Source organism: Cupriavidus necator, from assembly GCF_016127575.1.
Lineage (GTDB): Bacteria > Pseudomonadota > Gammaproteobacteria > Burkholderiales > Burkholderiaceae > Cupriavidus > Cupriavidus necator_D.
Genome location: NZ_CP066018.1, coordinates 706,219 through 732,435, shown reverse-complemented (window position 1 = coordinate 732,435; position 26,217 = coordinate 706,219). Strand labels below are relative to the sequence as shown.

Genomic DNA, 26,217 nt, shown 5'->3' with positions numbered 1-26,217 from the left:
CCGCCCGAACGCGAACGTTTCAGCGGGGAAACGCGCGCTGTCGCCGCGGACTGGCTGCGCCCCCGGTCAATGTCGGGAGAACCGGAATGGCACACGGGATTGCGGTCGAAGCGGGTCGCGATTCAGTTTGGAAACGCTCGCACGAGCCGGATTTCAGCGCCCCCGCGCAGGCCTTGGTTCTGCTTGTACATCGGTGGGCGCCTGACCAGAATGGAGCCAGTACATCGATGCATCGCCGCTGCATTGCCAAGAAGAAATCAGGCCGGCGCTGCCACAGAATATCAGGGGGATGGGGAGCGATGAGCCTGGACCATAGCCCGGCAGCAACGCCGGGGTCAGTGATGTCGCGGCATTGGCTGGACCTGGAGCGTCTCCGGGCCTACAGCGTTGCCGTGCTGATCATCTATGGTGCCTTGATCGTGGCATGGGCATTCAAAACGAGGGGCTTCACCACGGATTCGCTGGGTCGCCCTGGCGTGGATTTCTCGGCCTTCTGGAGTGCGTCGTATCTGGTCATGAAGGGTCAGGCTGCCAAGGTCTATGACTACGAGACGCTGCGGCACGTCATAGCGGCGTTCGGTGCAGTCCGGGGCGAGGGGAAGTTTTTCCTGCCATGGGTCTACCCGCCGACCTTCCTGCTGTTCGTGATGCCGCTGTCCTTGTTGCCGTTTGCAGCGAGCTATCTGCTTTTCATCGGCAGCACGGCAGTCGTGTACATCACCGCGGTACTCAGGATCCTGGCTTTTCCCGGTGTGCCGCGCCACGTGGTGTGGCTGCCCGTGCTGGCTTTTCCCGGAATCCATGAGGCCGCCTTGATCGGGCAGAACTCGTTACTGACGGCCGGCATGGCGGCATGGGCGCTGATCCAGTTGAGAACCCGGCCGGTGCTGGCGGGCGTGCTGATTGGCTTGCTGAGCGTGAAGCCGCAACTGGCGGCGTTGCTCCCCGTAGCATTGGTGGTGGACCGCGCATGGAAGGCATTCTTTACCGCTGCGGCAACCGCGGCTGCGATCGCTGCCTGCAGCATTGCCCTTTGGGGATGGGAAACCGTACCCGCGTTCCTGGAAAGCGGCACGCTCTTCAGGCAGATCGTACTTGAGCAGGGCGAGATTGGATGGCGCCATTGTCCGACCGTCTTCGCCATGATGCGCCGGGCCGGGGCGTCGGTGACGGTCGCGTACCTGGCCCATGGGCTGGGCGCGGTGTTTGCGATCTGGGTGCTGGTCAGAGCCTGGCGCGGCCGGAGTTCGACGGCACTGCGTATTGCCGCGCTGGCCGCGTCCACCGTGATGGTAAGCCCCTACCTCTGGTACTACGAACTGACCTGGGTGGGACTGGCGATCGCAGGCCTGGCAGTCGAGGGTGTGAAGCACGGCTGGATGAAAGGGGAGCGGGAACTGCTGGTGGTGGCATGGCTGCTGCCGTTTGCCCTGAGCATGAATCAGGCGGGTCATCTGCCACCTGCCGGGCCGCTGGTGACGCTGTTGCTGCTGATGGCAATCCTGCGCAGGGCGCGGGCCGGGGAGCGGTTCGCACCAGGTAAATAACAAGGCGCATGACAGCGCAATCACGACGGTGTGTGTGCACAAGCCACCCCGTCTCGGGAGGGGATCATGTCGGGTCCATACGATGTCAAACTGCTTTCCCTCGTTGTGCCCTGCTACAACGAATCCGAAAGCATCAGCAAATTCTTCGCCAGCGTCATTCCAGTGCTCGAATCCATCGATGCGATCCGCTTCGAGATCGTGCTGGTAAACGACGGCAGCTCGGACGACACGCTGGACAAGCTCATTGCATATTCGCGCCGGGATGCACGGGTGCGAGTCGTGGACCTGACGCGGAATTTTGGCAAGGAAGCTGCCTTGACTGCGGGACTCGACGAAGCCCTTGGCGACGCGGTGATTCCCATGGACGCTGATTTGCAGGACCCGCCCTCACTGATCCCTGAGCTGGTCATGCGCTGGCGGGAAGGGGCAGAGGTGGTGCTTGCCCAGCGCAGCAGCCGCGTGTGCGACTCCTGGCTCAAGCGCGTGACCGCGGGCGCCTACTACCGCATCCATAACAAGCTGTCCGAGCAGAAGCTTCCCGTGAACGTCGGGGACTTCCGCCTGATGGACCGGGTCGTGATCAACGCGCTCAAGCAGATGCCGGAACGGCGGCGCTTCATGAAGGGACTGTTTGCCTGGGTGGGCTACCGGACCGTGATCGTGCCCTATGAGCGCGAGTCGCGCAGCGCCGGGCGTTCCAAGTTTTCGGGCTGGCGTCTGTGGAACCTCGCGCTTGAAGGCATTACCAGCTTCAGCACCATCCCGCTGCGCAGCTGGACATACATCGGAGTCCTGATTGCGCTTGGCGCGTTCTGCTACGGCACCTTCATCGTGGCACGTACCCTGATCCTCGGTATTGATGTCCCTGGCTATGCGTCGCTGCTTTCGGTACTGCTGTTCCTGGGAGGCATCCAGCTGATCGGGTTGGGCGTGGTCGGCGAGTACGTCGGCCGCATCTATGATGAAGCCAAGGGACGGCCGATCTATCTGGTGCGGCGCCGTTACCAGGAAACCGGCCAGGACAGGCTCATCGCCTCGGGAAGGCGTGTGATCCGGATCGACCGCGGGCATGTGAGCAGTGGCCGCTGATGCGTGCCCGGCCTGGCCGCGGGACGATGCCTAGTCCCGATAAGTCCAGGCCCGGTGCGCAAGGTAGCTGAAGGCCGGCACCGTCAGGACCACGCCGGCCAAACCAGCCCAATAGCTGGCCCCCAGATATTGCGCCGTCCAGGAAATGCCCATGGTCAGGCCCAGCCCAAGCAGCGATACGCCGGCAAAGCGGCCCAGGGTCCGGTTGCGCAGCCGCGACGAGAAGCTCCACAAGGTGTTGAGAAGATAGGAGCAGGCGGTCGCGCACACGAAGGCCACGCAGTTCGCCGCGACCGGTGAGGTCGCCAGGGTGGTGACCAGCGTCGCGGTGATGGCGACATGCACGCCCGTCGAGGTGGCGCCCGATACCAGGAAGCGCGTGACCCGGCGAAGTTCGGGCGTGGTGATGCTGGCGCTCACGATGCGCGCACGACAGCCATCAGGGAAATGCCGAACGGCAGCGATCCGCGTGCCAGCCAATGGCGTTCCGTGCTGAACAGGCGGTGCAATGCCTGGTTGACGGGTTGGGGCGGGAGACCCGCTCCCGTTGCCTTCCGGCTGCCGCTCAGCCGGTCGCTGATGCGGGCCGCCACCGCAAGCGGGAACAGCAGCGTGTTGAAATAGGACATCCGTTCCACGCGCATGCCGCACCGGGTGGCGAGTGCATGCAGCGACCGCTTGCCATAGCGGCGCTGGTGATGCAGGAAGACGTCGTGGGAACTCCATAGCCATTGATAGGCGGGCACGGTAATGAGTGCAGCGCCGCCGGCTTTCAGCATCCTTGCGGTGCAGTCCAGTGCCCCGGCATCGTCGGCGATGTGTTCCAGGCAATCAAGCAGGCAGACCAGGTCGAAGCTGTGTTCGGGGAATGGCATGTCGTCGGGGCACCTGCCACTGCGGATGTCGCAGGCTCCCAGGGTCTTCTCCCGCGCCAGCCGCAGGGCGGTGCCATCCATTTCCACGGCGCTGACGTTGCCGAACCGTGACAGCATCTCAAGGTTTCCGCCGGTGCCCGCGCCGATCTCCAGGATCGACGCGTCGCGCGGCAACGCCAGGCTGGAAAGGATCGTGCCGACGATTTCGCGCCGCCCCCGGAACCACCAGTGGCTGGCTTCGGTCTCGGCCATTTCAAGGTAGGCATCAGGTGACATCGGTCGCTTCCTCCGCGATGGATCGGCTAGCCCTGCACGCAGATCAACCCCAGGTCCCCCTTCTTCACCTGCAGCTTGTAATCCCGCATCAACCTGAACAGCGTCACCCGCGAAATCCCCAGCTCTGCCGCCACGTCAATCAGCCGTTCATGATGCCGCTGCAGCGCCTCGACGATCGCGGTCTGCTCGGCCGCTTCGCGGATGGCCGCGAGCGTGAGCGGGCGGTCGTCGGCGGGGGTGGCCAGCTCCAGGTCGTCGGGCTGGATCACGCCGTCTTCGCACATGGCGGCGGCGTGGCGGATGCGGTTGATCAGCTCGCGCACGTTGCCGGGCCAGTTGTGCTGCTGGATCGCGCGCAGCGCCATCGGCGAGAAGCCGCGGATGCGTGCCGGCGACTGCTTGCGCACGTTGTCCAGCACGTGTTCGGCGATCAGCAGGATGTCGCTGCCGCGTTCGCGCAGCGGTGGCTGGCGCACGCGCAGCACGCACAGCCGGTGGTAGAGGTCGCCGCGGAAGCGTTCGGCGGCGATCGCGGCTTCCAGGTCGACATGGGTGGCGGAGATGATGCGCACATCGACCTCCACCGATTCCGTGCCGCCCAGCCGCTCGATGCGGCCGGTTTCCAGGAAGCGCAGCAGGCTGGTCTGGCTTTCGATCGGCATGTCGCCGATTTCATCCAGGAACAGGGTGCCGCCCTGTGCCATCTCGATGCGGCCGGGCTTGCGCTTGGTCGCGCCGGTGAAGGCGCCGCGCTCATAGCCGAACAGCTCTGACATCAGCAGCGTGGGCGGGATCGCCGCGCAGTTGACCGCGACGAAGGGGCGCGAGGCCCGCTCCGAAGCGCGGTGGATGGCATGAGCGGCCAGTTCCTTGCCGGTGCCGGACTCGCCGGAGATCAGCACGGGTGTGTCCCAGCGCGACACCTTCTCGATACCGCGGAAGAGCGATTGCATGGCCGGGCAGCTGCCGATCATGCCGTCCGGGCGTGCGGTGCCGGGGCGGGCATGCTGCGCGCCCGGGCGCAGTTGCGCCATGCCGAGCGCGTGGCCGAGCGATTCCGCCAGGCGAGGGTGCTGGACCGGTGCGGTGTAATAGTCGACGAAGTACAGGCCCAGCAGCCGGCGCGCGGATTCGGTCAGGGACTCCTGGCCGGCGATGATGCCGATCCAGCCGATATGCGGCAGCGAGAGCCAGGGCTCGAACGATTCCAGGTCGGCATCGCTGAAGCCGCCTTGCAGGTCGAGCATCGCCGCAAGCGGCTGGTTGCCCGGGGGTAGCGCGTGGAGGTCTTGCAGGTTGGAGGCGAAGCTGATCTTCCAGCCACGCTGTGCGAGCATCCTGCAGAGCATGGCGTCGTGGTGCTGCGACAGGTACAGCAGCGGGCGGTTGGTGTACGCGCTCATAAATTTCCCCGGATCTTTTGCTTTTACAAAGCCGGTGGCCTGCTGTTGCGGGTCACTGGTTTCGTTGGCTCTAAGGCTTGCGCCTGCCGCAACATGTCAATGCCACGGCCTGGCGCTCTCCCAAAATTGCTGCCCGCGGCGCTGCGTTGCGCGGGCCGGTGGGCCCGTTTTCGCCGCCGCCGCGACCTCGCCTCCCTGGCATCGGTCGCGGCGGCTGCCGCTTCGCATCGCCTGCATGGCAGGCTGTTGCTTCACCCCGTTTCTTGTCCGGATGCGCCGGCTCGGCCGATGCGTCCGCTTGTTGTCTGCGTGCCGCCCCGGTCAGCCGTGGCGTGCCGCATAGTCCAGGTACCACGGGCCGCTTTTCGTCCGCTTGCGGCCCGTGTTCCTGAACGACCTCCGCTAATCTTGTCGACGACCCCTGCACCTGGCCAGCCGATGCGGACCAGTTCCTGCCGCGTGGCCCACGCTTACAGCGCCAGTCCGAATCCCGCCCTGGGATGCGGGGTCGTCCTGAAACTGATCTTCGGCGAACCCGTGCCAGTGTGTTGCCGCTTCGGTTTCAGACGTCCCCCTGTTCCGGGCTTCTGTTCGCGCGGACATATGTGCGACGAACGTGCCAGATATGGCTAATCCTTTGATAACAAAAGGAAAAGGAAATTTTCGGCTGGCCTTGGGCAATTGCTGGCGATCAATAACGTTCCGCTTCTGATACATCTGGCGGGATTTCTATATTGCAGCGCAGCATTCGGCGAGCGGGTAATTAGGCGCATGGATCACAGTGCGTGGCAAGCGAGTGTCGACAAGCCTACTTTTCACCGGCAATGCCCATCCGAAGGAGGGAGAGCAAAATTTCAAACGGACAGGTGTCAGGGCTCGAATGCAGCACGCGAATGAAGCTGCCAGGTAGTTTCATTTCCGTTACAACGTTTTGAACTCTGTACCTCGGTAGCCACCCCGGCGTGCCGCGGTTGTCTTCAGCCTTTTGGCGCCGCGCACGCGGTTGCGGGCGCGGTTGGGTGGACGGAATCGACGCGTTGACAAGCGTTTGCACGATGCGGCGCCGGGCGGGCCCGGCCGTATCTCATCTCTTTGGATGGGGCGGGTAGATTTTTCACGGACGCTGGCACGGTGTGCGATCTGGTTGCATTGGTGAAACTCGGACCGCTCTGGCAACGCCGCGGCACCGCGTACGGCAGGCCATCGCAGGGCTTGCGGCACCCGCCAAGCCCTTGATTTCACTGGTCTAGACGAAAATGATTCGTATTGCCAACATCTGCGCCTCAAACAATTTCATGCATGAAACCGCTTGGCGGGCGTGCTGCCGTCGGCGCCAGGGTGGACGTGGCCGGCTTCCTGCCGGACCTGTTCCTCCAGCCAGGCATGGAACTGCTGGATGGCCTTCTCGCGCGGATTGCCTTCGCGCCAGGTGACCCAGTAATGGAGGCTGGACGGGATGCGGGTGGGCCCGATCTGCACCAGTTCGCCGCTGGCCAGGTAATCGTGCGCCAGCTGGGCGCGCGCAGTGGCTACGCCGAGCCCGGCGACGGCCGATTGCAGCATCAGGCCGGCATCCTGGAAGATCGGGCCGCGTTCGGGCTCGTCGCCTGGCAGGCCGGCGGCTTCGAGCCAGTCGCGCCACGGGCGCAACGCAAAGCGCAGCATCGGCATGCGCGGCACGTCGGCCAGCGTGAAGCCGGGGTAGCGCGCCAGCAGCGCCGGGCTGGCCACCGCGATCACATGGTCCTCGATCAGGTTGTGGCATTCAAAACCGGGCAGGTCGATGCGCTGGTGCCAGATGCCGACATCGACGCTGTACGGGTCGGGCGGCGTGATCTCCGCATGCAGCCGCAGGTGCAGGTCCAGCGACGGCACCTGGGCGTGCAGGCTGGGCAGGCGCCGGATCAGCCAGGCATTGGCCAGATCGGCCATCACGCTGACCTGCAGCCGTGTTACCGGCGGCGCGGCGCTGTTGCCGGCCTCGCGCAGCGCGCTTTCGATACTGTCGAGCGCGCCGCGCACCTGTTCCGCCAGCCGCGCGCCCACGCTGGTGGGGGTCATCTGGCTGCCGGTGCGCTGGAACAGCTTGGTGCCCAGGCTGGTCTCGAGCGCGCGGATATGGTGGCTGATGGCGCTGTGCGTCAGGGCCAGTTCCTCGGCCGCGCGCGAGAAGCTGCGGTGGCGCGTGGCGGCCTCGAGCGCACGCAGCGCTTGCAGCGGCGGCAGGTGGACGGGGCGTTGGGCGGGTTTGGCGGGGGATTTGGCCATGGCCGTCAAATTCTACTCACAATTGCCGCGGGTATCTTTCGTTGGCTTTGGTTTGCCGGAGGAACGACAATTCGGGCCATCATGACGACTACGACTTCAAACTTGTCTTCCGCGCCCTCGCAAGCGCGATTTGCCCCTGGTGCTGCTGCCGGCGCCCGCTGGCGCGTGCTGGCGGTATTCTCGCTGGGCTTCCTGGTGTCCTATCTGTTCCGCGGCGTCAACCTGGGCTTTGCGCCGAACCTGACGCGCGAGCTCGGGCTCAATGCCGGCGACCTGGGCCTGCTCACCAGCTTCTACTTCCTCGGCTTCGCCTGCGCCCAGTTGCCTGCGGGAATCCTGCTGGACCGCTACGGCCCGCGCCGCACCGAGGCCGTGATGCTGCTGGTGGCGGTGGCCGGTTCGATGGTGTTCGCGCTGGCGCCCGGCATGGGCGGGCTGGCCGCCGGCCGGCTGCTGATCGGGGTAGGCGTGTCGGTGTGCCTGGGCGCCACCATCCAGGCGCTGTCGATGTGGTTCCCGCTGTCGCGCATGCCCTTGCTCAACGGTGTGGTGATGGCCATCGGCGGCCTGGGCGCGGTGCTGGTCGGCGCGCCGCTGTCGTGGCTGCTGTCATTGACTGACTGGCGCACGGTCAGCATGGGGCTGACCTGCATATCGCTGGCGATGGCGGTGCTGCTGTGGTTCGGCGTGCCGGACAAGCCGCGCGCCGGCAAGGAAAGCCTGCGCGAACAACTGCGCGGCACGCGCCAGATCCTGGTCAGCGAACGTTTCTGGCGCGTGGTGCCGCTGACACTGCTCAACCAGGGCGTGTTCATGGCGGTGCAGACGCTATGGGTGGGTGCGTTCCTGCGCGACGTGCCCGGCTTCGATCCAGCCAGCAGCGCACAACTGGTCTCGGTGATCGGCTTCGCGATGATGGCCGGCTGCGTCGGCGCGGGCTGGGCCGCGCGCCACCTGGAGCGTATCGGCGTAAGCCTGTATGCCTTTGCCGGCACTGGCATGACCGCCTTTATCATGGTCCAGCTGCTGCTGATGGCGCAGGTCCCGCTGCCGCCGGTGCTGCTGTGGGTGGCTTATGGCGTGTTCGGCTCCAGCGGCATCCTGACCTATGCGGTGCTGGCGCGCAGCTTCCCGGATGCGCTGATCGGAAGGGCTACCACGGCGCTGACGCTGACCGTGTTCCTGTCGACCTTTGCCTGCCAGGTGGGTATCGGCTTCGTACTGGACCTGTGGCCCGTTATTGGTGGCCATTACCCGAAGGAGGCGCACCTGACGGCGTGGGCCGTGCTGGTGGCGCTGCAGGCGCTGGCGGCGGTGTGGTACGCGATGGGCGGGCGGCGCGCCCGCCGCGAGGCGGCTGCCGCCCGCTGAGCCGGTCGGCTAGAGAAAGACCGGACGGTCGTCCAGCTCGTTCGGGTTGTGCCCGCCGTCGGAGGGGAAGTGCGTGGCCAGCAGTGCATGGATGCTCGCCACGGTGGCCAGCACCGGCCGTACCGACAGGTCCTGTCTGAGTCCCAGCACCAGTTCGTCGCACAGCTCGCGCCAGGTGGCGGGCCCCACGCTGGCGTCGATGCCGCGGTCGGCGAGCAGCTCGACCGCATGGTCGGCCAGGTTGATATAGAGCAGCACGCCGGTATGGTCCGCGGTGTTCCAGACCTCGAGCGCGCCAAACAGGAAGCGGGCGCGCTCGCGCGGCGTGACGCCGGACCAGGCATCGCCCACCGGCAGGCTGGCTTCGATCACCACGCGGATCTCGCCGCGGTGGCTGGCTTCGCCGGCATGCACGGCTGCATGCAGCTGCTGCTGGGCTTCGGCTGGAAAGTGCTTGCGGGCTGCGCTGGCCGTGGTGGCGATATGGTGCAGGGCACGTCGGAGATTCGGCATTGTCTTCGTTCCTTGTGCTGTCACCAGTTGCCCGAGGCGCCGCCGCCGTCGAAGCCGCCGCCGCCCCCGCCACCAAAACCGCCGCCGCTGTCACCGCCCCCGCCAAATCCTCCGCCACCACCCCAGCCGCCGCGGCGGCGCCAGTCCTGCCCCATGGTGTAGCCGCCCAGTCCGCCGAGGCCGCCGGCGATCACGTCGCGCCCGCGCCGGGTGGTGACGATCTGCGGCCCGCGCCGGCGCAGGATGGCACTGAGGAAGAAGAACACGATGATCGCCAGCGGCAGCAGTGCCGGCAGCCACTCGGCCAGCGCGGACGATTGCTGCGCCTTGCGCTGCGGTGCCGCCAGGCCTTCCTTGTCGATGGTGGCCTGGATCGCCGAGATCCCCGCCGCCAGCCCGCCGTAGAAGTCGTTCTGGCGGAAGTGCGGGGCCATCACGTCCTGCAGGATGCGCCTGGACATGGCATCGGTCAGAGACCCTTGCACGCCGCGCCCGACCTCCAGCCGCATCTTGCGCAGCCCGGGCGGGTTGTCCTTGGCGATCAGCACGATCACGCCGTCGTCGATGCCCTTGCGCCCGGCGCGCCAGGCGTCGGCCACGCGGATGCTGTAGGCATCGATCGGCTCTGGATCGGTGGTGGGCACCATCAGCACGAAGATCTGGCTACCGCGCTGCTGCTCGTATTCCGCCAGCACGTTCTCGAGCGCGCCGCGCTGCTGCGGCGTCAGCGTGCCGGTCAGATCAGTCACGCGCTGGGTCAGCGGCGGCACCGCGACGAAGCCGTCTGCCGCCAGCGCCGGGCCGGCCAGCAATGCCGCCAGCCAGAGCAGGGCGGCCGCCAGCCAGGCGTGCCGCCAGGGCGAGCGCGGGGTGTGGCCCATGGAGTGGCCCGCCTCAGAATTTGACTGCGGGCGGCGTGGAGATGGCTTTCTCGTTGTCCACCGTGAACGACGGCTTGACCGGGTACTTGAAGATCATCGCCGTCAGGTTGGTCGGGAAGCTGCGCGCCAGCACGTTGTACTGCTGCACGGCGGCGATATAGCGCTGGCGGGCCACGGTGATGCGGTTCTCGGTGCCCTCGAGCTGCGATTGCAGGTCGCGGAACGAGGCGTCGGCCTTCAGTTGCGGGTAGTTCTCGGACACCGCCAGCAGGCGCGACAGCGCGCTGGACAGCTCGCCCTGGGCCTGCTGGAAGCGCTTGAAGGCTTCGGGGTCGTTCAGGGTCTCGGGCGAGACCTGGATGCTGGTGGCGGCGGCGCGCGCCTTGGTCACGGCCTCGAGGGTCTCACGCTCGTGCGTGGCGTAGCCCTTGACCGTGTTGACCAGGTTCGGGATCAGGTCGGCGCGGCGCTGGTACTGGTTGATGACTTCGCCCCAGGCTGCCTTGACCGCCTCGTCCTTGGCCTGGAAGTCGTTGTAGCCGCAGGCGGACAGCAGGCTGGCCATGACCGCCAGCAGCAGCCAGCGCAAGACCGGCATCGGCGAGCTGCCGGGCAAGGAGGGGGACGAAGAAGCGCGCATCGGAGACTCCGCGGGTTGGACGAAAACCCAAGTGTAGCGCACCGCCCTTGTCGCCAGAGGTGCAGGCGGCGCACTGGTGCGCCGCCTGCCTGGCAAGGCCTCAGCCCGCCGCGAACGCCTTGCGCGCGGCCTCGAGCGTGGCCGCCAGGATGGCGTCGTCATGCTGCGCCGAGACAAAGCCGGCCTCGAAGGCCGACGGCGCCAGGTAGACGCCGTGATCCAGCATGGCGTGGAAGAAGCGGTTGAAGCGCGCGGTGTCGCTCCTGGTCACTTCGGCGAAGCTGCCCGGCACGCCCTCGCGGAAGTAGATCCCGAACATGCCGCCGATGGCGTCCGCCGCGAACGGTACGCCCGCAGCCTTGGCGGCCTCGGCCAGGCCGTCGGCCAGCTTGCGGGTCTGGCTGGCCAGGCGGTCATAGAAGCCGGGAGCCTGGATCAGCTTGAGCGTGGCCAGGCCCGCGGCCACCGCCAGCGGGTTGCCCGACAGCGTGCCGGCCTGGTAGACGCCGCCCAGCGGCGCCAGCCTGGCCATGATGTCGCGGCGCCCGCCGAAGGCCGCCGCCGGCATGCCGCCGCCGATCACCTTGCCCAGGCAGGTCAGGTCGGGCCGGATGCCGTAGTGCGCCTGCGCGCCGCCCAGCGCCACGCGGAAGCCGGTCATGACCTCGTCCAGGATCAGCACTGCGCCGTCGCGGGTGCAAAGCTCGCGCATGGCCTTCAGGAAGGCATCGCTGGCGCGCACCAGGTTCATGTTGCCGGCCACCGGCTCGACGATCACCGCGGCGATCTCGCCGGCATGCCTGGCGAAGGCCTGTTCCAGCTGCTCGACGTTGTTGTACTCCAGCACCATGGTGTGGCGCGTTACGTCGGCCGGTACGCCGGCCGACGACGGCGCGTTCTGGGTGGTGTCGGCAAAGGTCAGCAGGCCGGAGCCGGCCTTGACCAGCAGGCTGTCGGCGTGGCCGTGGTAGCAGCCTTCGAACTTGATGATCAGGTCGCGCCCGGTGAAGCCGCGCGCCAGCCGCAGTGCGCTCATGGTGGCTTCGGTGCCGGAGGAGACCAGCCGCACCTGCTCGATCGACGGCACCAGCTTGCAGATTTCCTCGGCCATGGTGATCTCGGCCTCGGTCGGGGCGCCGAACGAGAAGCTGTGCGCAGCGGTTTCCTGTACCGCACGCACCACTTCGGGGTGGGCGTGGCCCACGATCATCGGGCCCCAGGAGCCGATGTAGTCGATATAGCGCTGCCCGTCGGCGTCCCACATATAGGCGCCTTCGGCACGCGTGATGAAGCGCGGCGTGCCGCCCACCGAGCGGAAGGCGCGCACGGGCGAGTTGACGCCCCCGGGAATGGTCTGTTGGGCGCGGTCGAAGAGCTGCTGATTACGGGACATGGCGTTGAGGTGAGGACAAGGACTGCTGGGATCGTGTGCGGCGGCCCGGGACTTATCGTTGACATGCGGCAAAAACAGCGGAAATTCGCTGCAATTACCGGCCAATCAGGCGCTAACAGGGCGCTAACATGCGCGAACACGGCGGATCTGGCACGATTCTGGCGGCCGCCGGCTGGCGCCGGCGGCACGGTTTCGGTACCATCTGCGCTGGATTTTAATGGAGAGTGGCCAGAGCCTGTTATGGAATACAAGACTTGGATGTGCCTGATCTGCGGCTGGATCTACGATGAAGCCGCAGGCGCGCCGGAAGACGGCATCGCCCCCGGAACCCGGTGGGAAGACGTGCCGATCAACTGGACCTGCCCGGAATGCGGTGCGCGCAAGGAAGATTTCGAGATGGTCGCCATCTGAGGCGACGTCCCCAGAACAACAATAACCGGGCGCGCGTCGCGCCGATGCGACAAAACGCTGGCTGGCCGCGGCCGGCCCCGATTGACGGCCCCCCGGCGTCTTGTCACACTCTGTTGCAAAATGACTGCCCGTCCCTCTGCCGCTGGTGGGGAGGACGGTAGGCAGGTGCGGGTTCCACGCACCGCCACTGCCGGGCACAGCCCGGCCTTGGAAGGGAAACAAGAATTGTCGGGGGTCCGTCGGGGCGCGCATGGGTCGCGCTGCTCCGCGCGGGTGTTCTCTAGTGCTTGCCGGCGCTCCGCAAGGGGCAGCTGGTCGCGGGAACAACAATGCGGGTCGCTCAAACAGAAGAAAACCAGCGGGTCAATACCGCCGGCGCCCAGGGTCTGGCGCCTGGCGTTTCCATTCCGGACACCACGGCGCAGCCGCGCCGCAAGGTGCTGGTCATCGATGATTCCAGCACCATCCGCCGCACCGCGGAGATCTTCCTGTCGCAGGCGGGATACCAGGTGGTGCTGGCCGAAGACGGCTTCGAGGCGCTCGCCAAGGTGGGCGAGCTGCACCCGGACCTGGTCTTTTGCGACATCCTGATGCCCCGCCTGGACGGGTACCAGACCTGCTCCCTGATCAAGAAGAGTCCGCGCTTTCACGCCATCCCCGTGATCATGCTGTCCTCGCGCGACGGCGTGTTCGACCGCTCGCGCGGCCGCCTGGTCGGCGCGCACGACCATCTTGCCAAGCCTTTTACCCGCGAAGCGCTGCTGCACGCCGTGCAGGCCTGCCTGCCATGCCAGGCCGCGGGCCACGTGCTGCCTGCCTGACGCGCATGCACGCGACGCCATGTACGAATCGAAGGAAAACCTCATGACTGCCATCAACAAGATCCTGATCGTCGACGACTCCCCCACCGAAGCCCTGTTCATGTCCGACCTGCTCGGCAAGCGCGGCTTCAAGGTCTCGGTTGCCAGCAACAGCGACCAGGCCTTCGCGCGCCTGCAGGCCGAGAGCTTCGACCTGATCCTGATGGACGTGGTGATGCCTGGCCAGAACGGCTACCAGGCCACCCGCGCGATCAAGCGCGACGACCGCTTCAAGGACATCCCGGTGATCATGTGCACCAGCAAGGGCCTGGACACCGACCGCATCTGGGGCATGCGCCAGGGCGCGTCGGACTACATCGTCAAGCCCGTCGACGGCGAAGAGCTGCTGGGCAAGATTGCCGCGCTGGCGCACTGAGCTGCCAGCGCAGGCCGTACGGGAAGCCACTGCCACCTGTTCCGGGGACCGCCAGATGAACGCGCCACGCCAAGACCTCCGCGCCCGCCAGACTCGCCTGCAGGACTACCAGGCCATGCTGGCCCGGCGCCTGCGCGAGGCGCGCAGCCTGCCCGCGGCCGACAGCTACCTGGCGCTGCAGGTGGGCGCGCGCAACTGGCTGCTGCCGCTGGCCGATACCGGCGAAGTGCTCGACATGCGCCCGCCCAGCCCGGTGCCGCTGACGCAGCCGTGGTACAGCGGCCTGGTCAATGCGCGCGGCAGCCTGCTAGGCGTGATTGATTTCAGCCTGTTCTGCGGCGGCGCGCCAACGCCACTGCAGCCCGGCAGCAAGATCGTGGTGCTGTCGCGCCAGGTGGAGCGCGCCTGCGCGATCCTGGCCACGCGCGTGGCGGGTTTGCGCCATGCCGCCGACCTGAGCCTGCCGCACGGCGATGCGGCGCCGCCGCCGGCCGGCACGCCGGCATGGGAAGGGCAACGCTTTGCCGACCGCGACGGGCGTGACTGGCAGGTGCTGGACGTGCGCGCGCTGCTGGACGCGCCGGCCTTCCTGCAGGTGGGACGGGTTACGGCCTGAGGCCTGAGGCCCGCCACCGCGCCGCCAATAACAAGAAACAAGAATGACGCGCAGGCCACTGCCTGCCGCACCCGGCACGAGCCGCCGGGCATGACAACGATTAAATGGAAGAGGGTGCCATGGGTTTCAAGAAATTCAGCCTGGGCCGGCGCACGCCGGCAGCCGAAGCAGCCACCGGCCTGGCGGGCGGGCCCGGCATGGCCTATGCCGGCGGCCCGGAACCCGCACCGGCACCCCCATCCGCCGACGGCCTGGGCGCCACGCCAATGGAGCATGTCACGCGCTGGCTTGGGCGCATGCCGTTCTCGTCGCAGCAGCGGCTGCTGACGGTGGGCGTGGTGGTGTCGCTGGTGGCGCTGCTGGGCTCGGTGTACCTGGACAACCGCATCGCCAACAACGCCGCCGCGCAGATCGAGATCGCCGGCGACATGCTGATGCACTCGCAGCGCCTGGGCAAGGCGGTGCCGGTGGCGCTGCTGGGCAATGCGCAGGCCTTCACGCAGCTGCGCCAGTCGAAAGACGCGCTGGCGGGCGACCTGAAGGCGCTGCAGGAAGGCAGCGACGAGAAGCGCGTGCGCGCCACCACCGGCGCGGCCGAACCGCTGCTCGAGACCGCGATGCAATCGTGGAAGCGCTCCGAGAAAAGCGCCGCCGACGTGCTGGCGCAGCAGCCGGTGCTGAACACCATTGGCCAGACGCTGCAGATCTTCAATGCTTCCAACCCCGAGCTGCTGGAATCCGCCGAACAGGTCGCGGCAATCAAGCTGCAGTCCGGCGCCAACGCGCGCGAGGTGGCGGCGTCGGCGCAGCTGGTGATGCTGACGCAGCGCCTGGGCAAGAACCTGAACGAGTTCCTGGCCGGCGAAGGCGTCAACCCCGAAACCGCGTTCCTGCTGGGCAAGGACACCAACACCTTCCGCGAATCGCTGGACGGCCTGCTCAACGGCAGCGAGGCGCTGCGCCTGTCGGCGGCCGCCGACGAAGAAACGCGCGGCTACCTGAAGCAGCTGTCGCAGCGCTTTGAAGCGGTGCAGAAGACCACGCAGACAATCCTGCAGAACCTGCCCGGCCTGATTGCCGCCAAGCGCGCGCAGCAGCAGATCTTCAACGACAACGAGGCGCTGCGCGGCGAACTCTCGGCGCTGCAGCGCGCCTACGCGCAATCGGCGCGCGTGCGCCCGGTGACGCTGGGCGCGACCGTGGTGTCGGCGGCCATGACGCTGCTGTGCCTGGTAGGCCTGGCGGCGCTGTACCTGCGCGACTCACGCGTGCGCGCGCTGGAAGCCGAGGCGCGCGAGCGCGAGGCCGAGTCCCGCCGGCTGGACGAAAAGCGCAACAACGACAATACCCAGAAGGCGATTCTGCAGCTGATGAACGAACTGCAGGACATCGCCGACGGCGACCTGACGCGCCAGGCCACGGTGACCGAGGACATCACCGGCGCCATTGCCGACTCGGTCAATTACACCGTGGAAGAACTGCGCGAGCTGGTCGGCCGGGTGCAGCAGACCGCCGGCGAGGTGACGCAGGCCTCGGGGCAGGTGCAGTCCACCTCGACCCAGCTGGTGTCGACCACCGAAGAGCAGTCGCGCCAGATCCGCCAGACCGGCGAATCGGTGGTGGAGATGGCCGACCGCATCACGCAGGTGTCGCGCGGCGCGGCCGAGTCCGCCAACGTGGCGCGTGCCTCGCTGTCTGCCGCGGAGCAGGGCCAGCAGGCGGTGCAGAACGCCATCACCGGCATGAACGACATCCGCGAGCAGATCCAGGAAACCTCCAAGCGCATCAAGCGCCTGGGCGAGTCGTCGCAGGAGATCGGTGAAATCGTCGAGCTGATCTCGGACATTACCGAGCAGACCAACGTGCTGGCACTGAACGCCGCCATTCAGGCCGCGTCCGCGGGCGAGGCCGGGCGCGGCTTCTCGGTGGTGGCCGAAGAAGTGCAGCGGCTGGCCGAACGCTCCGGCGAGGCCACCAAGCAGATCGGCGCGCTGATCCGCACCATCCAGACCGATACCCAGGACGCGGTGCACGCCATGGAGCGCAGCACGCAGGGCGTGGTCGAAGGGGCGCGGCTGTCGGACAACGCCGGCGCCGCACTGGTCGAGATCGGGCGCGTGTCGCGCCAGCTGGCCGAGCTGATCGAGCAGATCTCGCAGTCCACCTCGCACGAGGCCGACCTGGCCACCACCGTGGCCCGCCATATCGAACGCATCCTGCAGGTCACCGAGCAGACCACCACCGGCACGCGCCAGACTGCGCAGTCGGTGCGCCAGCTGACGCTGCTGACCGAAGAGCTGCGCAACTCCGTGTCGCGATTCAAGATCGCCTGAGTGGCCGGATGACGCCTGCGACCGCTTCCGCGCACCGCGGCCTTACCAGGCTTAGCGGCCACGCGCTCCATGCCAACTCCGCGCCTGCCGCCTGTTGCGGCAGGTTGCCCGCGGCCGCCCTCCGGGCGCCGCACTGGAAGCCGTCATGTCCCTGAATTTCCCTGTCCCGCGCGATGGCGCCGCAGCCGGCGCACCGGCTGAAGCCAGCGCCGTGCCCGAGCCGGCTCCGGCGCCGCCATCCGCCAGCGCACCTGCTGTTTCCGACCCAGGCGCCCCCGCGCGCGACCTGTCCGGGCTGGCGTGGCTTGCGCCCAGCCTGCGCAGCGCGCTCGAAGACGCCGCCGCCGAGCTTGGCCACTATGTCGACGAGGTCCGCCAGGCGCCCGAAGCGCTGGGCGCGCGCGACACCACCTCGCTGCGGCTGGCCGGCCAGCACCTGCACCAGGCCGCCGGCGCGGTGCATATCGTCGGGCTGCACGGCACCGATCCGTATTGCCAGGCCCTGCGCCGCCTGCTCGAAGCCATCGACGCCGGCACCGTTGCCGCCGGCCCCGAGGCGCTGGCGGTATTCCGCGCCGGCGTGCAGGCATTGGCCGAGTATGTCGACGACCTGATGGCCGGTGACGATGAAGCGCCGCTGCGCCTGTTCCAGCCCTACGCGGGCGTGCTGGCGCGCCTGGGCGAAGAGCGCGTGCATCCGGCCGACCTGTGGCTCGATGAGCTGCAGATGCTGCCCGGCATGCTGCTGCCGGCGAAGGGCCCGGCGCCGGTCATGCGTGCGCGCCAGCAGTTTGAATCGGCCTTGCTCAAGGCATTGCGCCTGCCTGCGCCGTGCACCGACGCGGCGCTGCTGCGCGAAGCCTGGCTGCCGCTGTGCGCTGCGCTGGACGAGGTGCGCGCCAATGAGCAGGAGGCGCGCCGCGCGGCGGATCATCCGGATCGCGGGGTCTGGCATGTGCTGGGGCTGGTGTTCCGCGCGCTGGGCCTTGGCCTGTTGCCTTCCGACCTGCTGGCCAAGCGCTTTGCCGGCCGCGCCAACCTGCTGCTGCGCCAGTACCTGCAGGGCCATGTGCGCGTGCCGCAGGCGCTGCTCAACGACGCGGTGTTCCTGCTGGTCTGCACCGGCCTGGCCCGCGACGGGGCCGGTGACGACGATGGCGTGGCTGAGCCGCGTGCCGCGTTGCGTGCCGATATTGCGCGCACGCTCGCGGCATTCCGCCTCGACCCCGCGCACGCGCTTGCCAATGCGGACTTCCGCCAGCGCTATTACGGCTGGCTCGACCCGATCGACACGCGCAACCTGCAGCAGGCCGCCGCTGGGCTCGAGCACGCCGCCGCGGGCGAGCCGGCCGGCTGGGAAACCGCGCTGGCCGCGCTGGCCGAAGCCGCGCAGCCGCTCGGGCAGCCGGCGCTGCAGCGCTGCCTGGCGCAGGCGGCCATGCACGGCGGGCAGCACCACCGCGGCGAGGCGCTGGGCGCCGCCGGCATCGCGTTGTTCCTGGCGCGCGCGCTGGCGCTGCCGTGGCGCGTGCACGGGCAATCCGCCCATCCGGCGGCGGCGCGTTTTGCCGCGCAGTGCGAGGCGCTGGCGACATGCCTGGCCGATCCCGCCGCGAGCGCGCCCGCGTGGCTTGCGGGCATGGTCGACGAGGCGCGCGCCCAGGCGCTGCGCAGCGAGGCCGTGACGCAGCTGCGGGCGCAGCTGGACAGCGGTGAATCGTGGCTGGACAGCTTCGACCGCAACGCGGCCCGCGCCGAAGGCGCAGGCCACTTGCGCGATGCCTGCCAGGCCTTCGCCGCGCTTGGCGCCACGCTGGCGCAATTGCAGTCGTCCGCCGCGCTGCCTGCAGCGCTGGTGGACGATGCCGCGCAGGCCGCCGCCGCGGTGCAGTCCGTCAATGCGCGGCTGGCCGTTTCGGGCGAACTCGCTGATGCCAGTGCGCGCGCCGCGCTGCTGGGCGAGGTCGCAGCCGAGCTGGGCGCGGTCCATGCCTTTGCCGATGCGCTGGAATTCGGCCGCGTGCGTCGGGCCGATACGCTTGCCGAGGCCGGCGAGCCCGATGCGCCGCGCGCTGCGCAGCATCCGCTGGCCGCCGCGCGCGCCGCCGCGGCCGAGGCGATCCAGGCTGGCCCCGTTCCCGATGCGCCGCCAGTGCAGCGCCTGCGTGCCGCGCTGCAGGCGCTGGCCGACCAGGCCACCATCGATGACGATGCCGCGCTGCGCCGCCAGGCCGCCGAAGCCACCATGCAATGCAATGCCTGGCTGGCCGGCAGCGATGATGCGGCCGGCAGGCTGGCACTGGCACTGGCCGAGCCGGCACGGGCTGCGGCACCCGCAGCCGCGCCGCCCGCGGCGCAAGGCCTGCCGGCTGACGGCGACAAGTCGGCGCTGGACGCCGAACTGCTCGACATCTTCCTGAACGAAGCCGACGAGGTCCTGGGCGGCATCGCCGGCGACCTCGGCTCGGGCGTTGAGGCGCTGCACGATGCCGATACCCTCAGCCGCGTGCGGCGCGCCTTTCACACGCTCAAGGGCTCCAGCCGCATGGTCGGCCTGCATCGCTATGGCGAAGCGGCGTGGGCGGTCGAGCAGGTCATGAACCTGTGGATTGCCGAAGCGCGCGAGCCGGTGCCCGCGCTGCTGGCGCTGCTGCGCCGCGCCCATGCCGAGTTGTCGGCATGGGCGGCACAGCTGCATCGCGATGCGGCAACCTGGCACGACATCGCGCCGCTGGTGGCAGCCGCCGAAGCGGTGCGCGACCCGGGCGCCGCGCAGGCCGCGGATGAACTGCCAGTACTGCCCGGCGCGGCTGCGGAAGCGCCGCCCGGGCCGGCCGTCGACGCCGCCGGTCACACCGGCGCCGATGCGGTCGGGCACGGCGAAGACAATGTGATCCCGTTCCGCCTGTCCGGCGGCCTGTCGGGCGAGGACGACCACTACAAGGTGATCGGGCCGGTGCGCATCGGCCTGGCGCTCTACAACGTCTACCTGCAGGAGGCCGATGACCTGCTGCGCCAGTTCGCCACCGACATCTCCGAATGGCGGCATGAAGGCCATCCGTGCCCGAGCGAGCTGGGGCTGCGCGTTGCCCACACGCTCCAGGGCAGTGCGTCCACCGTCGGCCTGGAACCCGTGCGTGAGATCGCCGAGGCGCTGGAGGCCCTGCTGCTGCAGCTGGGCTCGCACCCGGTGGCGATGCACCCGGGCGATTTCCGCCTGCTGGAGCAGGCGGTCGAGCGCCTGCGCGGCATGCTGCACCAGTTTGCCGCGGGCGTCTGGCCGGATGCCGATGCCGGCCTGCGCCGCAGCCTGGTTGAGTTTGGCGAGCGCGCGCTGCTGCGTCCGCGCGTGGCGGTGCCCGCGCCGCAGGCGCCGGCCGAGCCGGACGGTTCGGTGGCGCAGCTGCTGGGCCAGTTGCCGCCCGCGCAGGAAGACCAGCCGGAGCCGCCGGCAGTGCCGCATGACGCGGTGGTTATCGCGCTGCCGACCCCGCACCGGGCGCCCGCTGCGCCGGTAGCGGACGAGGGCGCCGCGCCGGATCCCGCGCTGGTCCAGATCTTCCTGGAAGAGGCACAAGGCACGCTGCCCGAGCTGGGCAAGCTGCTGCGCGGCTGGGAAGCCGCCCCGGAAGACTCGCGCCACGGCGGCCTGGTGCTGCGCGCGCTGCATACGCTCAAGGGCAGTGCGCGCATGGCGGGTGCCATGGCGCTGGGCCAGGCCGCGCATGAAATGGAGACGCTGCTCGACGCCAGCCTGCGCGGGCAGGGGCAGCAGGCCGTCGGGCCAAAGCTGTTCGAGCGGCTCTATGCCTGGTACGACCGCATCCTGGCGCATGTCGAGGCGCTGCCGACTGGCCGCCTGCTGCCCGCGGACGATCCGGACGTGGTCAATGGCCTGGCCGAGGTGCCCGAGCAAGCGCAGGCCGATGCGCCGCTGCCGCAGGCGGATACCGTCGTCGAGGCGGTGCCCGCCGCCAGCCTGCCCGCCATGCCGGGGCCGGCAGACGTGATGGTGGCGATGCCGCCGGCCGTGCCCGCCGAGCCGCAACGCGCGCTGGTGCGCGTGCAGGCGCGCGCGCTCGACACGCTGATCAACGAAGCCGGCGAAGTCGGCGCCACGCGCGCGCGCCTGGACAGCGAACTGGAGGCGATGCGCGCCTACCTGGGCGAACTGAATGACAACGTCGCGCGCCTGCGCGGGCAGTTGCGTGAAATCGAGATCCAGGCCGAATCGCAGATGGCGTCGCGCATTGCCGACGCGCAGCACAAGCAGGAATTCGACCCGCTTGAGTTCGACCGCTTCACGCGCTTCCAGGAGTTGACGCGGATGATGGCCGAGTCGGTCAACGACGTGGCCACCGTCGAGCAGAACCTGCAGCGCGGCTTTGACCGCGCCGCCGGCGACCTGGCGGCGCAGGCGCGCCTGACGCGCGGCTTGCAGCGCGGGCTGATGCAGGCGCGCATGGTGCAGTTCGACGCGCTGGCCGAGCGCCTCTACCGCGTGGCACGCCAGGCCGCGGCCGAGACCGGCAAGGAAGTGCGCCTGCTGATCAAGGGCGGCACCGTGGAAATCGACCGCTCGGTGCTGGACCGCATGGCCGGCCCGATCGAGCACCTGATCCGCAACGCGGTGGTGCACGGCATCGAGGCCGCCGCGCCGCGCCGCGCCGCGGGCAAGGCCGCCACTGGTGCGCTGACGCTGGAGGTGCAGCAGGAAGGCAACGAGGTGGTGCTGCATTTCGTCGATGACGGCGGCGGGCTGGACCTGGAGCGCATCCGCGCGCGCGCGGTCGAGCGCCGCCTGCTGGCGCCGGACGACGACGCCAGCGAAGCGCGCCTGACCGAGCTGATCTTTGCGCCGGGCTTCTCCACCGCCGACGCGGTGTCGGAGCTGGCCGGCCGCGGCGTGGGCATGGACGTGGTGCGCGCCGAGACCGTGGCGCTGGGCGGACGCATCACGCTGGAGTCTAAGCCCGGGCAGGGCACCACCTTCACGGTGCACCTGCCGCTGACCACGGCGATCACGCAGGTGCTGGTGATCTCGCTGGGCGCGCGGCGCTATGCCGTTCCCAGCGGCATGATCGACCAAGTCCAGCAGCTGCGCGCCCCGGCACTGCTGGATGCCTACAACCAGGGCCGCCTCACTGTGGCCGGCGCCGAGGTGCCGTTCTTCTACTTCGGCGCGCTGCTGGAGGAAGGCAACGCGGTCGCGGCCGGGCGCAAGTATTCGCCGGTGGTGCTGGTGCGCAGCGGCGCCGAGCGCGTGGCGGTGCATGTTGACGATGTGGTCGGCAACCGCGAAGTGGTGGTCAAGCATATCGGCCCGCACCTGGCACGCCTGGAAGGCATTGCCGGCGCGACCACGCTGGGCGATGGCGAGATCGTGCTGATCTACAACCCGGTGGTGCTGGCGCAGCGCTTGGTGCGCGAACGCGGCCAGCCGGTGCCGCAGGCCTTGCCGCAGACGCCTGCCGTGCAGGCGCGGATGGGCGCGGTTGCGGAACTGGCGAGCGACGGCACCACCGAGCCGGTGCGCGGCCTGGCGGTGCAGCCGACCGTGATGGTGGTGGATGACTCGCTGACCGTGCGCAAGGCCACCCAGCGCCTGCTGAGCCGCGCCGGCTACCAGGTGGTGCTGGCGCGCGACGGTGTGGATGCGCTCAAGCAACTGCAGGATGTCATGCCGGACGCGATGCTGGTCGACATCGAGATGCCGCACATGGACGGCTTCGACCTGACCCGCAACGTGCGCTCCGACGCGCGCACCGCGCATATGCCGCTGGTGATGATCACCTCGCGCACGGCCGACAAGCACCGCCGCTATGCCGAGGAGATCGGCGTCAACGTGTACCTGGGCAAGCCTTACAACGAGGATGAGCTGCTGGGCACGCTGCATCGGTTGCTGGGTGAACGGGCGGCCGGTACGGCGGGGTCGGTGGGGCAGATGCTGGGGGATGGCCAGGCGGACTGACGGTTTGCTCCCCTCTCCCGCTTGCGGGAGAGGGGAGCACCCAATCGGTAAGCGGATGCTGTGCGGAAGCCTGCCAATGACTTCCAAGACAAAAAGGCTCGACATCGCAAGATGCCGAGCCTTTTTTCCTCCTCCACGGGCGCGCCGCACGGCGCGCCGTTCCAGCTGACTACCAGCGCATCTGCGCGTTCTTGCCGCCGGTGCTGACCGTGGCAGTCTTGGTCCGGCCCTGGTAAGTCGCCCGCACGTTGTACGTGCCCGACGGCGCCTTCACCAGGCAGCGCGGACCGTCGGCGACAAAGCTGGCGACTTCCTTGCCGCCGCGCATCAGCTTGACGTCCACGTCGGACAGGTACTCGCCGCGCGCGCCCTGCGTGAACAGCAGGCTCATGTTGTACTTGCGCGCCTCCGATTGCAGCGCGACCTGCTCGTCTTCGGCGACACCGCCGCAGATATAGGCGACCGAGCCGGCCGTACGCTGGACCATCGCATCACGCGGCGGCGGCGGGGGCGGCGTGGTCAGCGGCGGGCGTGGCTGCGCGGGCGCTGCCATCGGCGCTGGCGCCGGCGCGGCTGGTGGCGTGCCGGTGGGCGCGGGTGCCGGGGATGCCGTCGGCGGCGGTGCTGCCGTGGCAGGCGCAGCTATGCCCGGCGCGGGTTGTGTGGCAGGGGGCATGGTGTCGGCCGGCGGCGCGGCCGGCATCGTGGCACCCGGGGTCGGCGCCATGGTGCCGGCCGGAGTAGCGGGTGCCGGGGCGGCAGGCGCAGGGTTGGCCTCCACCACCGGCGCCTGCGCATGGCTGGCCGCTGGCACCAGGGCGAGCAGTGCGACCACGCCGGCGCTGAGCGCGATCACCAGGCGCTTGACGCGCGAGCGGCGTGCCAGGCGCGCTTCGACAAGTTCCAGCGAACGGGTAGGGGCAAACGGGGGCAGGTGCAGCATCGTGGCCTCCTTGGGCGAGCTTCGGAATCAGATGCCCCGGAGGACCCCGTGGGATCACTCCGGGTCTCTCTTTTCCATCCTAGGGCCCAAGGGTGGGCGACACTGCCGGGCTTGGTCCTACATCCGCGTCAGCCGACGGCGCATTGTGGCCCGCAGGCGGCGTGTGAGCGACTTCGCAGGTGCAGGAAGAAAAACGGCCCTGCCCGCAAAGGGAAGGGCCGTTGACGGCGTCTGATCCTGGCGGACGGGCTATTTCCGGCTCACCAGCCGCTTGGGCACCGAAAGCGTCAGCGCCGCGCCCACCACCAGGCAGGCGGTCAGCAGGTACATGCCCGAATCGGTGCTGTGGGTCAGGTCCTTGAGCCAGCCCACTGCATAGGGGCTGAGGAAGCCCGCAAGGTTGCCCAGCGAGTTGATCAGCGCGATGCCCGCGGCCGCGCCAGTGCCGGCCAGGAAGGAAGTCGGCAGGCTCCAGAACAGCGGCAGCGTGGTCAGGATGCCGATGGTGGCCAGCGTCAGCGCCACCATTGCCAGCGTGGTGTCGCTATGCCATTGCACCGACAGCAGCAGGCCCAGCGAACCGGCCAGCGCGGGCAGCGCGATATGCCAGCGGCGCTCGCCGCTGCGGTCTGCGCTGTAGGCCACCAGCACCATGCCGACCACTGCGCAGCCATAGGGGATGGCGGTCAGCAGGCCGATATCGAGCGCGCCCTTGACGCCGGTCTGCTTGATGATGGTCGGCAGCCAGAAGCTGACGCCGTACAGGCCCATCACGAAGCAGAAGTAGATCGCGCTCATCAGCCAGACGCGCGGGCTGGACATCACGGTGCGGATCGGCGGGTCTTCCTTGTGCGCATCCTCGCTGGCGATATTGCGCTCCAGCAGCGCCTTCTCTTCCGGCGACAGCCACTTGGCGTGGGCGATGCGGTCGTCCAGGTAGGCCAGCACCCACAGCCCCACCAGGATCGACGGAATGCCCTCGAGCAGGAACATCCACTGCCAGCCGGACCAGCCGTTGTGGCCGTGGAAGGACTGCATGATCCAGCCCGACAGCGGCCCGCCGATCACGCCTGCCAGCGCGACCGCGGTCATGAAGTAGGTGGTGGTGCGCCCGCGCCGGTTGGCCGGGTACCAGTAGGTCAGGTACAGGATGATGCCGGGGAAGAAGCCGGCCTCGGCAATGCCCAGCAGGAAGCGCAGCACGTAGAACATGGTCGGCGTGGTGACGAACATCATCGCCGCCGAGATCGCGCCCCAGGTGATCATGATGCGCGCGATCCAGATGCGCGCGCCCACCTTGTGCAGGATCACGTTGCTGGGCACTTCGAACAGGAAGTAGCCGATAAAGAAGATGCCGGCGCCCAAGCCATAGATGGTCTCGCTGAACTGCAGGTCGTTGAGCATCTGCAGCTTGGCAAAGCCCACGTTGACGCGGTCCAGGTAGGCCACCACGTAGCACAGCAAGAGGAAGGGCACCAGGCGCCAACTGACCTTGCGGTAGGTGGCGTCTTCAAAGGCGGCGTCGCTGATGCCGGGGTTTACTGCGGTTGTTGTCATGCTGTCTCCTGAGGATATGGCGCTTCTGTATGATGCGTTTACAGCTACGACTAACGGGGAAGGCAGGTGGCCGGCACCGGCTCAGACGCAGCGGCCGCCGTCCACTTCGATGCAGGTGCCGGTGATAAAGGCAGCTTCGTCCGAGGCCAGGTACAGGCAGGCGTTGGCCACGTCCTGCGGGGTCGACATGCGGCCCATCGGGATGGTGGCAAGGAATCTGGCGCGGTTCTCGGGCGTATCGGGCATGCCCATGAATTCTTCGAGCAGGGCGGTGGCGCCGATCACGGGGTTGACGCAGTTGACGCGGATATTGTCCTTGCCGAGTTCCGCGGCCATGGCCTTGCTGGCGGTGATCACCGCGCCCTTGCTGCCGTTGTACCAGACCAGGCCCGGGCGCGGCCGGATGCCGGCGGTGGAGGCAATATTGACGAACACGCCGCCGCCGCGCTGGCGGAAATGCGGGATAAAGGTGCGCGCCGACCAGTAGATGCTCTTGACGTTGACGGCGTAGACGCGGTCGAACTCCTCTTCGGTGACTTCGAGGATGGGCTTGTTGCGATGGGTCGTGCCGGCGTTGTTGACCACGATATGGACGTCGCCGAAGGTGGCCAGCGCGGCTTCGCGCATGGCCTCGGTGCCGGCTTCGCGCGAAACGTCGGCGCGCACCGCGCGGGCCCGGCCGCCGGCGTCGCGGATCGCGGCGGCGACGCGTTCGGCGGCTTCCTCGCGCAGGTCGGCGACCACCACGTTGGCGCCTTCGCGCGCAAAGGTGTGGGCAATGCCTTCGCCGAACCCGGAACCGCCGCCGGTGATGATCGCTACCTTGTTGGCCAGTCTCATGGCTTGTCTCCTGGTGTCGTGGTTATGTTCTGGTGTTCCGTGCTGCGGGGTACT

At 68.4% G+C, this 26,217-nt stretch carries 20 protein-coding genes; 9 read left to right on the top strand and 11 right to left on the bottom strand.

What is annotated here, in order from left to right:
- Nucleotides 1–299: 299 nt before the first annotated feature.
- Nucleotides 300–1,547 (top strand): glycosyltransferase family 87 protein, encoded by a 1,248-nt coding sequence (locus tag I6H87_RS03415; protein WP_062804602.1) that lies wholly within the window; start codon nt 300–302, stop codon nt 1,545–1,547.
- Between the two features lie 66 nt (nt 1,548–1,613).
- The gene (locus I6H87_RS03410) at nt 1,614–2,636 is read left to right on the top strand and encodes a glycosyltransferase family 2 protein (RefSeq protein WP_011614665.1); all 1,023 of its coding nucleotides are present in this window, start codon (nt 1,614–1,616) and stop codon (nt 2,634–2,636) included.
- Between the two features lie 30 nt (nt 2,637–2,666).
- Here the strand turns inward: I6H87_RS03410 and I6H87_RS03405 are convergent, their stop codons facing one another.
- The 4 genes from I6H87_RS03405 to I6H87_RS03390 form a co-directional block, all read right to left on the bottom strand.
- The gene (locus I6H87_RS03405) at nt 2,667–3,056 is read right to left on the bottom strand and encodes a GtrA family protein (RefSeq protein ID WP_011614666.1); all 390 of its coding nucleotides are present in this window, start codon (nt 3,054–3,056) and stop codon (nt 2,667–2,669) included.
- Nucleotides 3,053–3,787, bottom strand: a complete 735-nt coding sequence (locus tag I6H87_RS03400) for a class I SAM-dependent methyltransferase (protein ID WP_010813025.1) — start codon at nt 3,785–3,787, stop codon at nt 3,053–3,055. Before I6H87_RS03400 ends, I6H87_RS03405 begins: the two co-directional genes overlap by 4 nt.
- 26 nt (nt 3,788–3,813) lie before the next feature.
- Nucleotides 3,814–5,190 (bottom strand): sigma-54 dependent transcriptional regulator, encoded by a 1,377-nt coding sequence (locus I6H87_RS03395; RefSeq protein ID WP_010813024.1) that lies wholly within the window; start codon nt 5,188–5,190, stop codon nt 3,814–3,816.
- 1,293 nt (nt 5,191–6,483) lie between these two features.
- Nucleotides 6,484–7,458: a LysR substrate-binding domain-containing protein gene (locus I6H87_RS03390; RefSeq protein ID WP_010813023.1), complete on the bottom strand. Its 975-nt coding sequence runs from the start codon at nt 7,456–7,458 to the stop codon at nt 6,484–6,486.
- Nucleotides 7,459–7,539: 81 nt separating this feature from the next.
- On the opposite strand from I6H87_RS03390, the gene I6H87_RS03385 reads away from it, so the two are divergent.
- On the top strand, nt 7,540–8,829 hold the full coding sequence (locus tag I6H87_RS03385) for an MFS transporter (RefSeq protein WP_041687185.1): 1,290 nt from the start codon (nt 7,540–7,542) through the stop codon (nt 8,827–8,829).
- Between the two features lie 9 nt (nt 8,830–8,838).
- On the opposite strand, the gene I6H87_RS03380 is transcribed toward I6H87_RS03385, so the two are convergent.
- The 4 genes from I6H87_RS03380 to hemL form a co-directional block, all read right to left on the bottom strand.
- On the bottom strand, nt 8,839–9,342 hold the full coding sequence (locus I6H87_RS03380; RefSeq protein WP_010813021.1) for a TPM domain-containing protein: 504 nt from the start codon (nt 9,340–9,342) through the stop codon (nt 8,839–8,841).
- A 20-nt stretch (nt 9,343–9,362) separates the two neighbouring features.
- Nucleotides 9,363–10,223 (bottom strand): TPM domain-containing protein, encoded by an 861-nt coding sequence (locus I6H87_RS03375; RefSeq protein WP_011614668.1) that lies wholly within the window; start codon nt 10,221–10,223, stop codon nt 9,363–9,365.
- Between the two features lie 13 nt (nt 10,224–10,236).
- Nucleotides 10,237–10,863: a LemA family protein gene (locus I6H87_RS03370; RefSeq protein ID WP_011614669.1), complete on the bottom strand. Its 627-nt coding sequence runs from the start codon at nt 10,861–10,863 to the stop codon at nt 10,237–10,239.
- A 100-nt stretch (nt 10,864–10,963) separates the two neighbouring features.
- The gene (gene hemL / locus I6H87_RS03365; RefSeq protein ID WP_010813018.1) at nt 10,964–12,256 is read right to left on the bottom strand and encodes a glutamate-1-semialdehyde 2,1-aminomutase; all 1,293 of its coding nucleotides are present in this window, start codon (nt 12,254–12,256) and stop codon (nt 10,964–10,966) included.
- A 240-nt stretch (nt 12,257–12,496) separates the two neighbouring features.
- On the opposite strand from hemL, the gene I6H87_RS03360 reads away from it, so the two are divergent.
- The 6 genes from I6H87_RS03360 to I6H87_RS03335 all read left to right on the top strand — a co-directional run bounded on the left by I6H87_RS03360 (nt 12,497) and on the right by I6H87_RS03335 (nt 22,823).
- The gene (locus tag I6H87_RS03360; RefSeq protein ID WP_010813017.1) at nt 12,497–12,667 is read left to right on the top strand and encodes a rubredoxin; all 171 of its coding nucleotides are present in this window, start codon (nt 12,497–12,499) and stop codon (nt 12,665–12,667) included.
- Nucleotides 12,668–12,996: 329 nt separating this feature from the next.
- Complete coding sequence (locus I6H87_RS03355) at nt 12,997–13,488, top strand: response regulator (RefSeq protein WP_010813016.1); 492 nt, start codon at nt 12,997–12,999, stop codon at nt 13,486–13,488.
- Nucleotides 13,489–13,531: 43 nt separating this feature from the next.
- A complete protein-coding gene (locus tag I6H87_RS03350) occupies nt 13,532–13,903 on the top strand; it encodes a response regulator (RefSeq protein WP_010813015.1) in 372 nt (123 codons plus the stop codon).
- 55 nt (nt 13,904–13,958) lie between these two features.
- The gene (locus I6H87_RS03345; RefSeq protein ID WP_011614670.1) at nt 13,959–14,519 is read left to right on the top strand and encodes a chemotaxis protein CheW; all 561 of its coding nucleotides are present in this window, start codon (nt 13,959–13,961) and stop codon (nt 14,517–14,519) included.
- Between the two features lie 119 nt (nt 14,520–14,638).
- Nucleotides 14,639–16,852, top strand: coding sequence for a methyl-accepting chemotaxis protein (locus I6H87_RS03340; protein ID WP_011614671.1), 2,214 nt, complete (start codon nt 14,639–14,641; stop codon nt 16,850–16,852).
- A gap of 145 nt (nt 16,853–16,997) precedes the next feature.
- A complete protein-coding gene (locus I6H87_RS03335) occupies nt 16,998–22,823 on the top strand; it encodes a hybrid sensor histidine kinase/response regulator (protein ID WP_011614672.1) in 5,826 nt (1,941 codons plus the stop codon).
- A 169-nt stretch (nt 22,824–22,992) separates the two neighbouring features.
- Here I6H87_RS03335 and I6H87_RS34780 read toward each other — a convergent pair whose 3' ends face one another.
- The 3 genes from I6H87_RS34780 to I6H87_RS03320 form a co-directional block, all read right to left on the bottom strand.
- Nucleotides 22,993–23,376 carry a hypothetical protein gene (locus I6H87_RS34780; protein WP_081225841.1) on the bottom strand — a complete coding sequence of 128 codons (384 nt, stop codon included), beginning with the start codon at nt 23,374–23,376 and terminating at the stop codon, nt 22,993–22,995.
- Between the two features lie 639 nt (nt 23,377–24,015).
- Nucleotides 24,016–25,323: an MFS transporter gene (locus I6H87_RS03325; RefSeq protein ID WP_011614674.1), complete on the bottom strand. Its 1,308-nt coding sequence runs from the start codon at nt 25,321–25,323 to the stop codon at nt 24,016–24,018.
- Nucleotides 25,324–25,404: 81 nt separating this feature from the next.
- On the bottom strand, nt 25,405–26,163 hold the full coding sequence (locus tag I6H87_RS03320) for an SDR family oxidoreductase (protein WP_010813009.1): 759 nt from the start codon (nt 26,161–26,163) through the stop codon (nt 25,405–25,407).
- Nucleotides 26,164–26,217 lie beyond the last annotated feature (54 nt).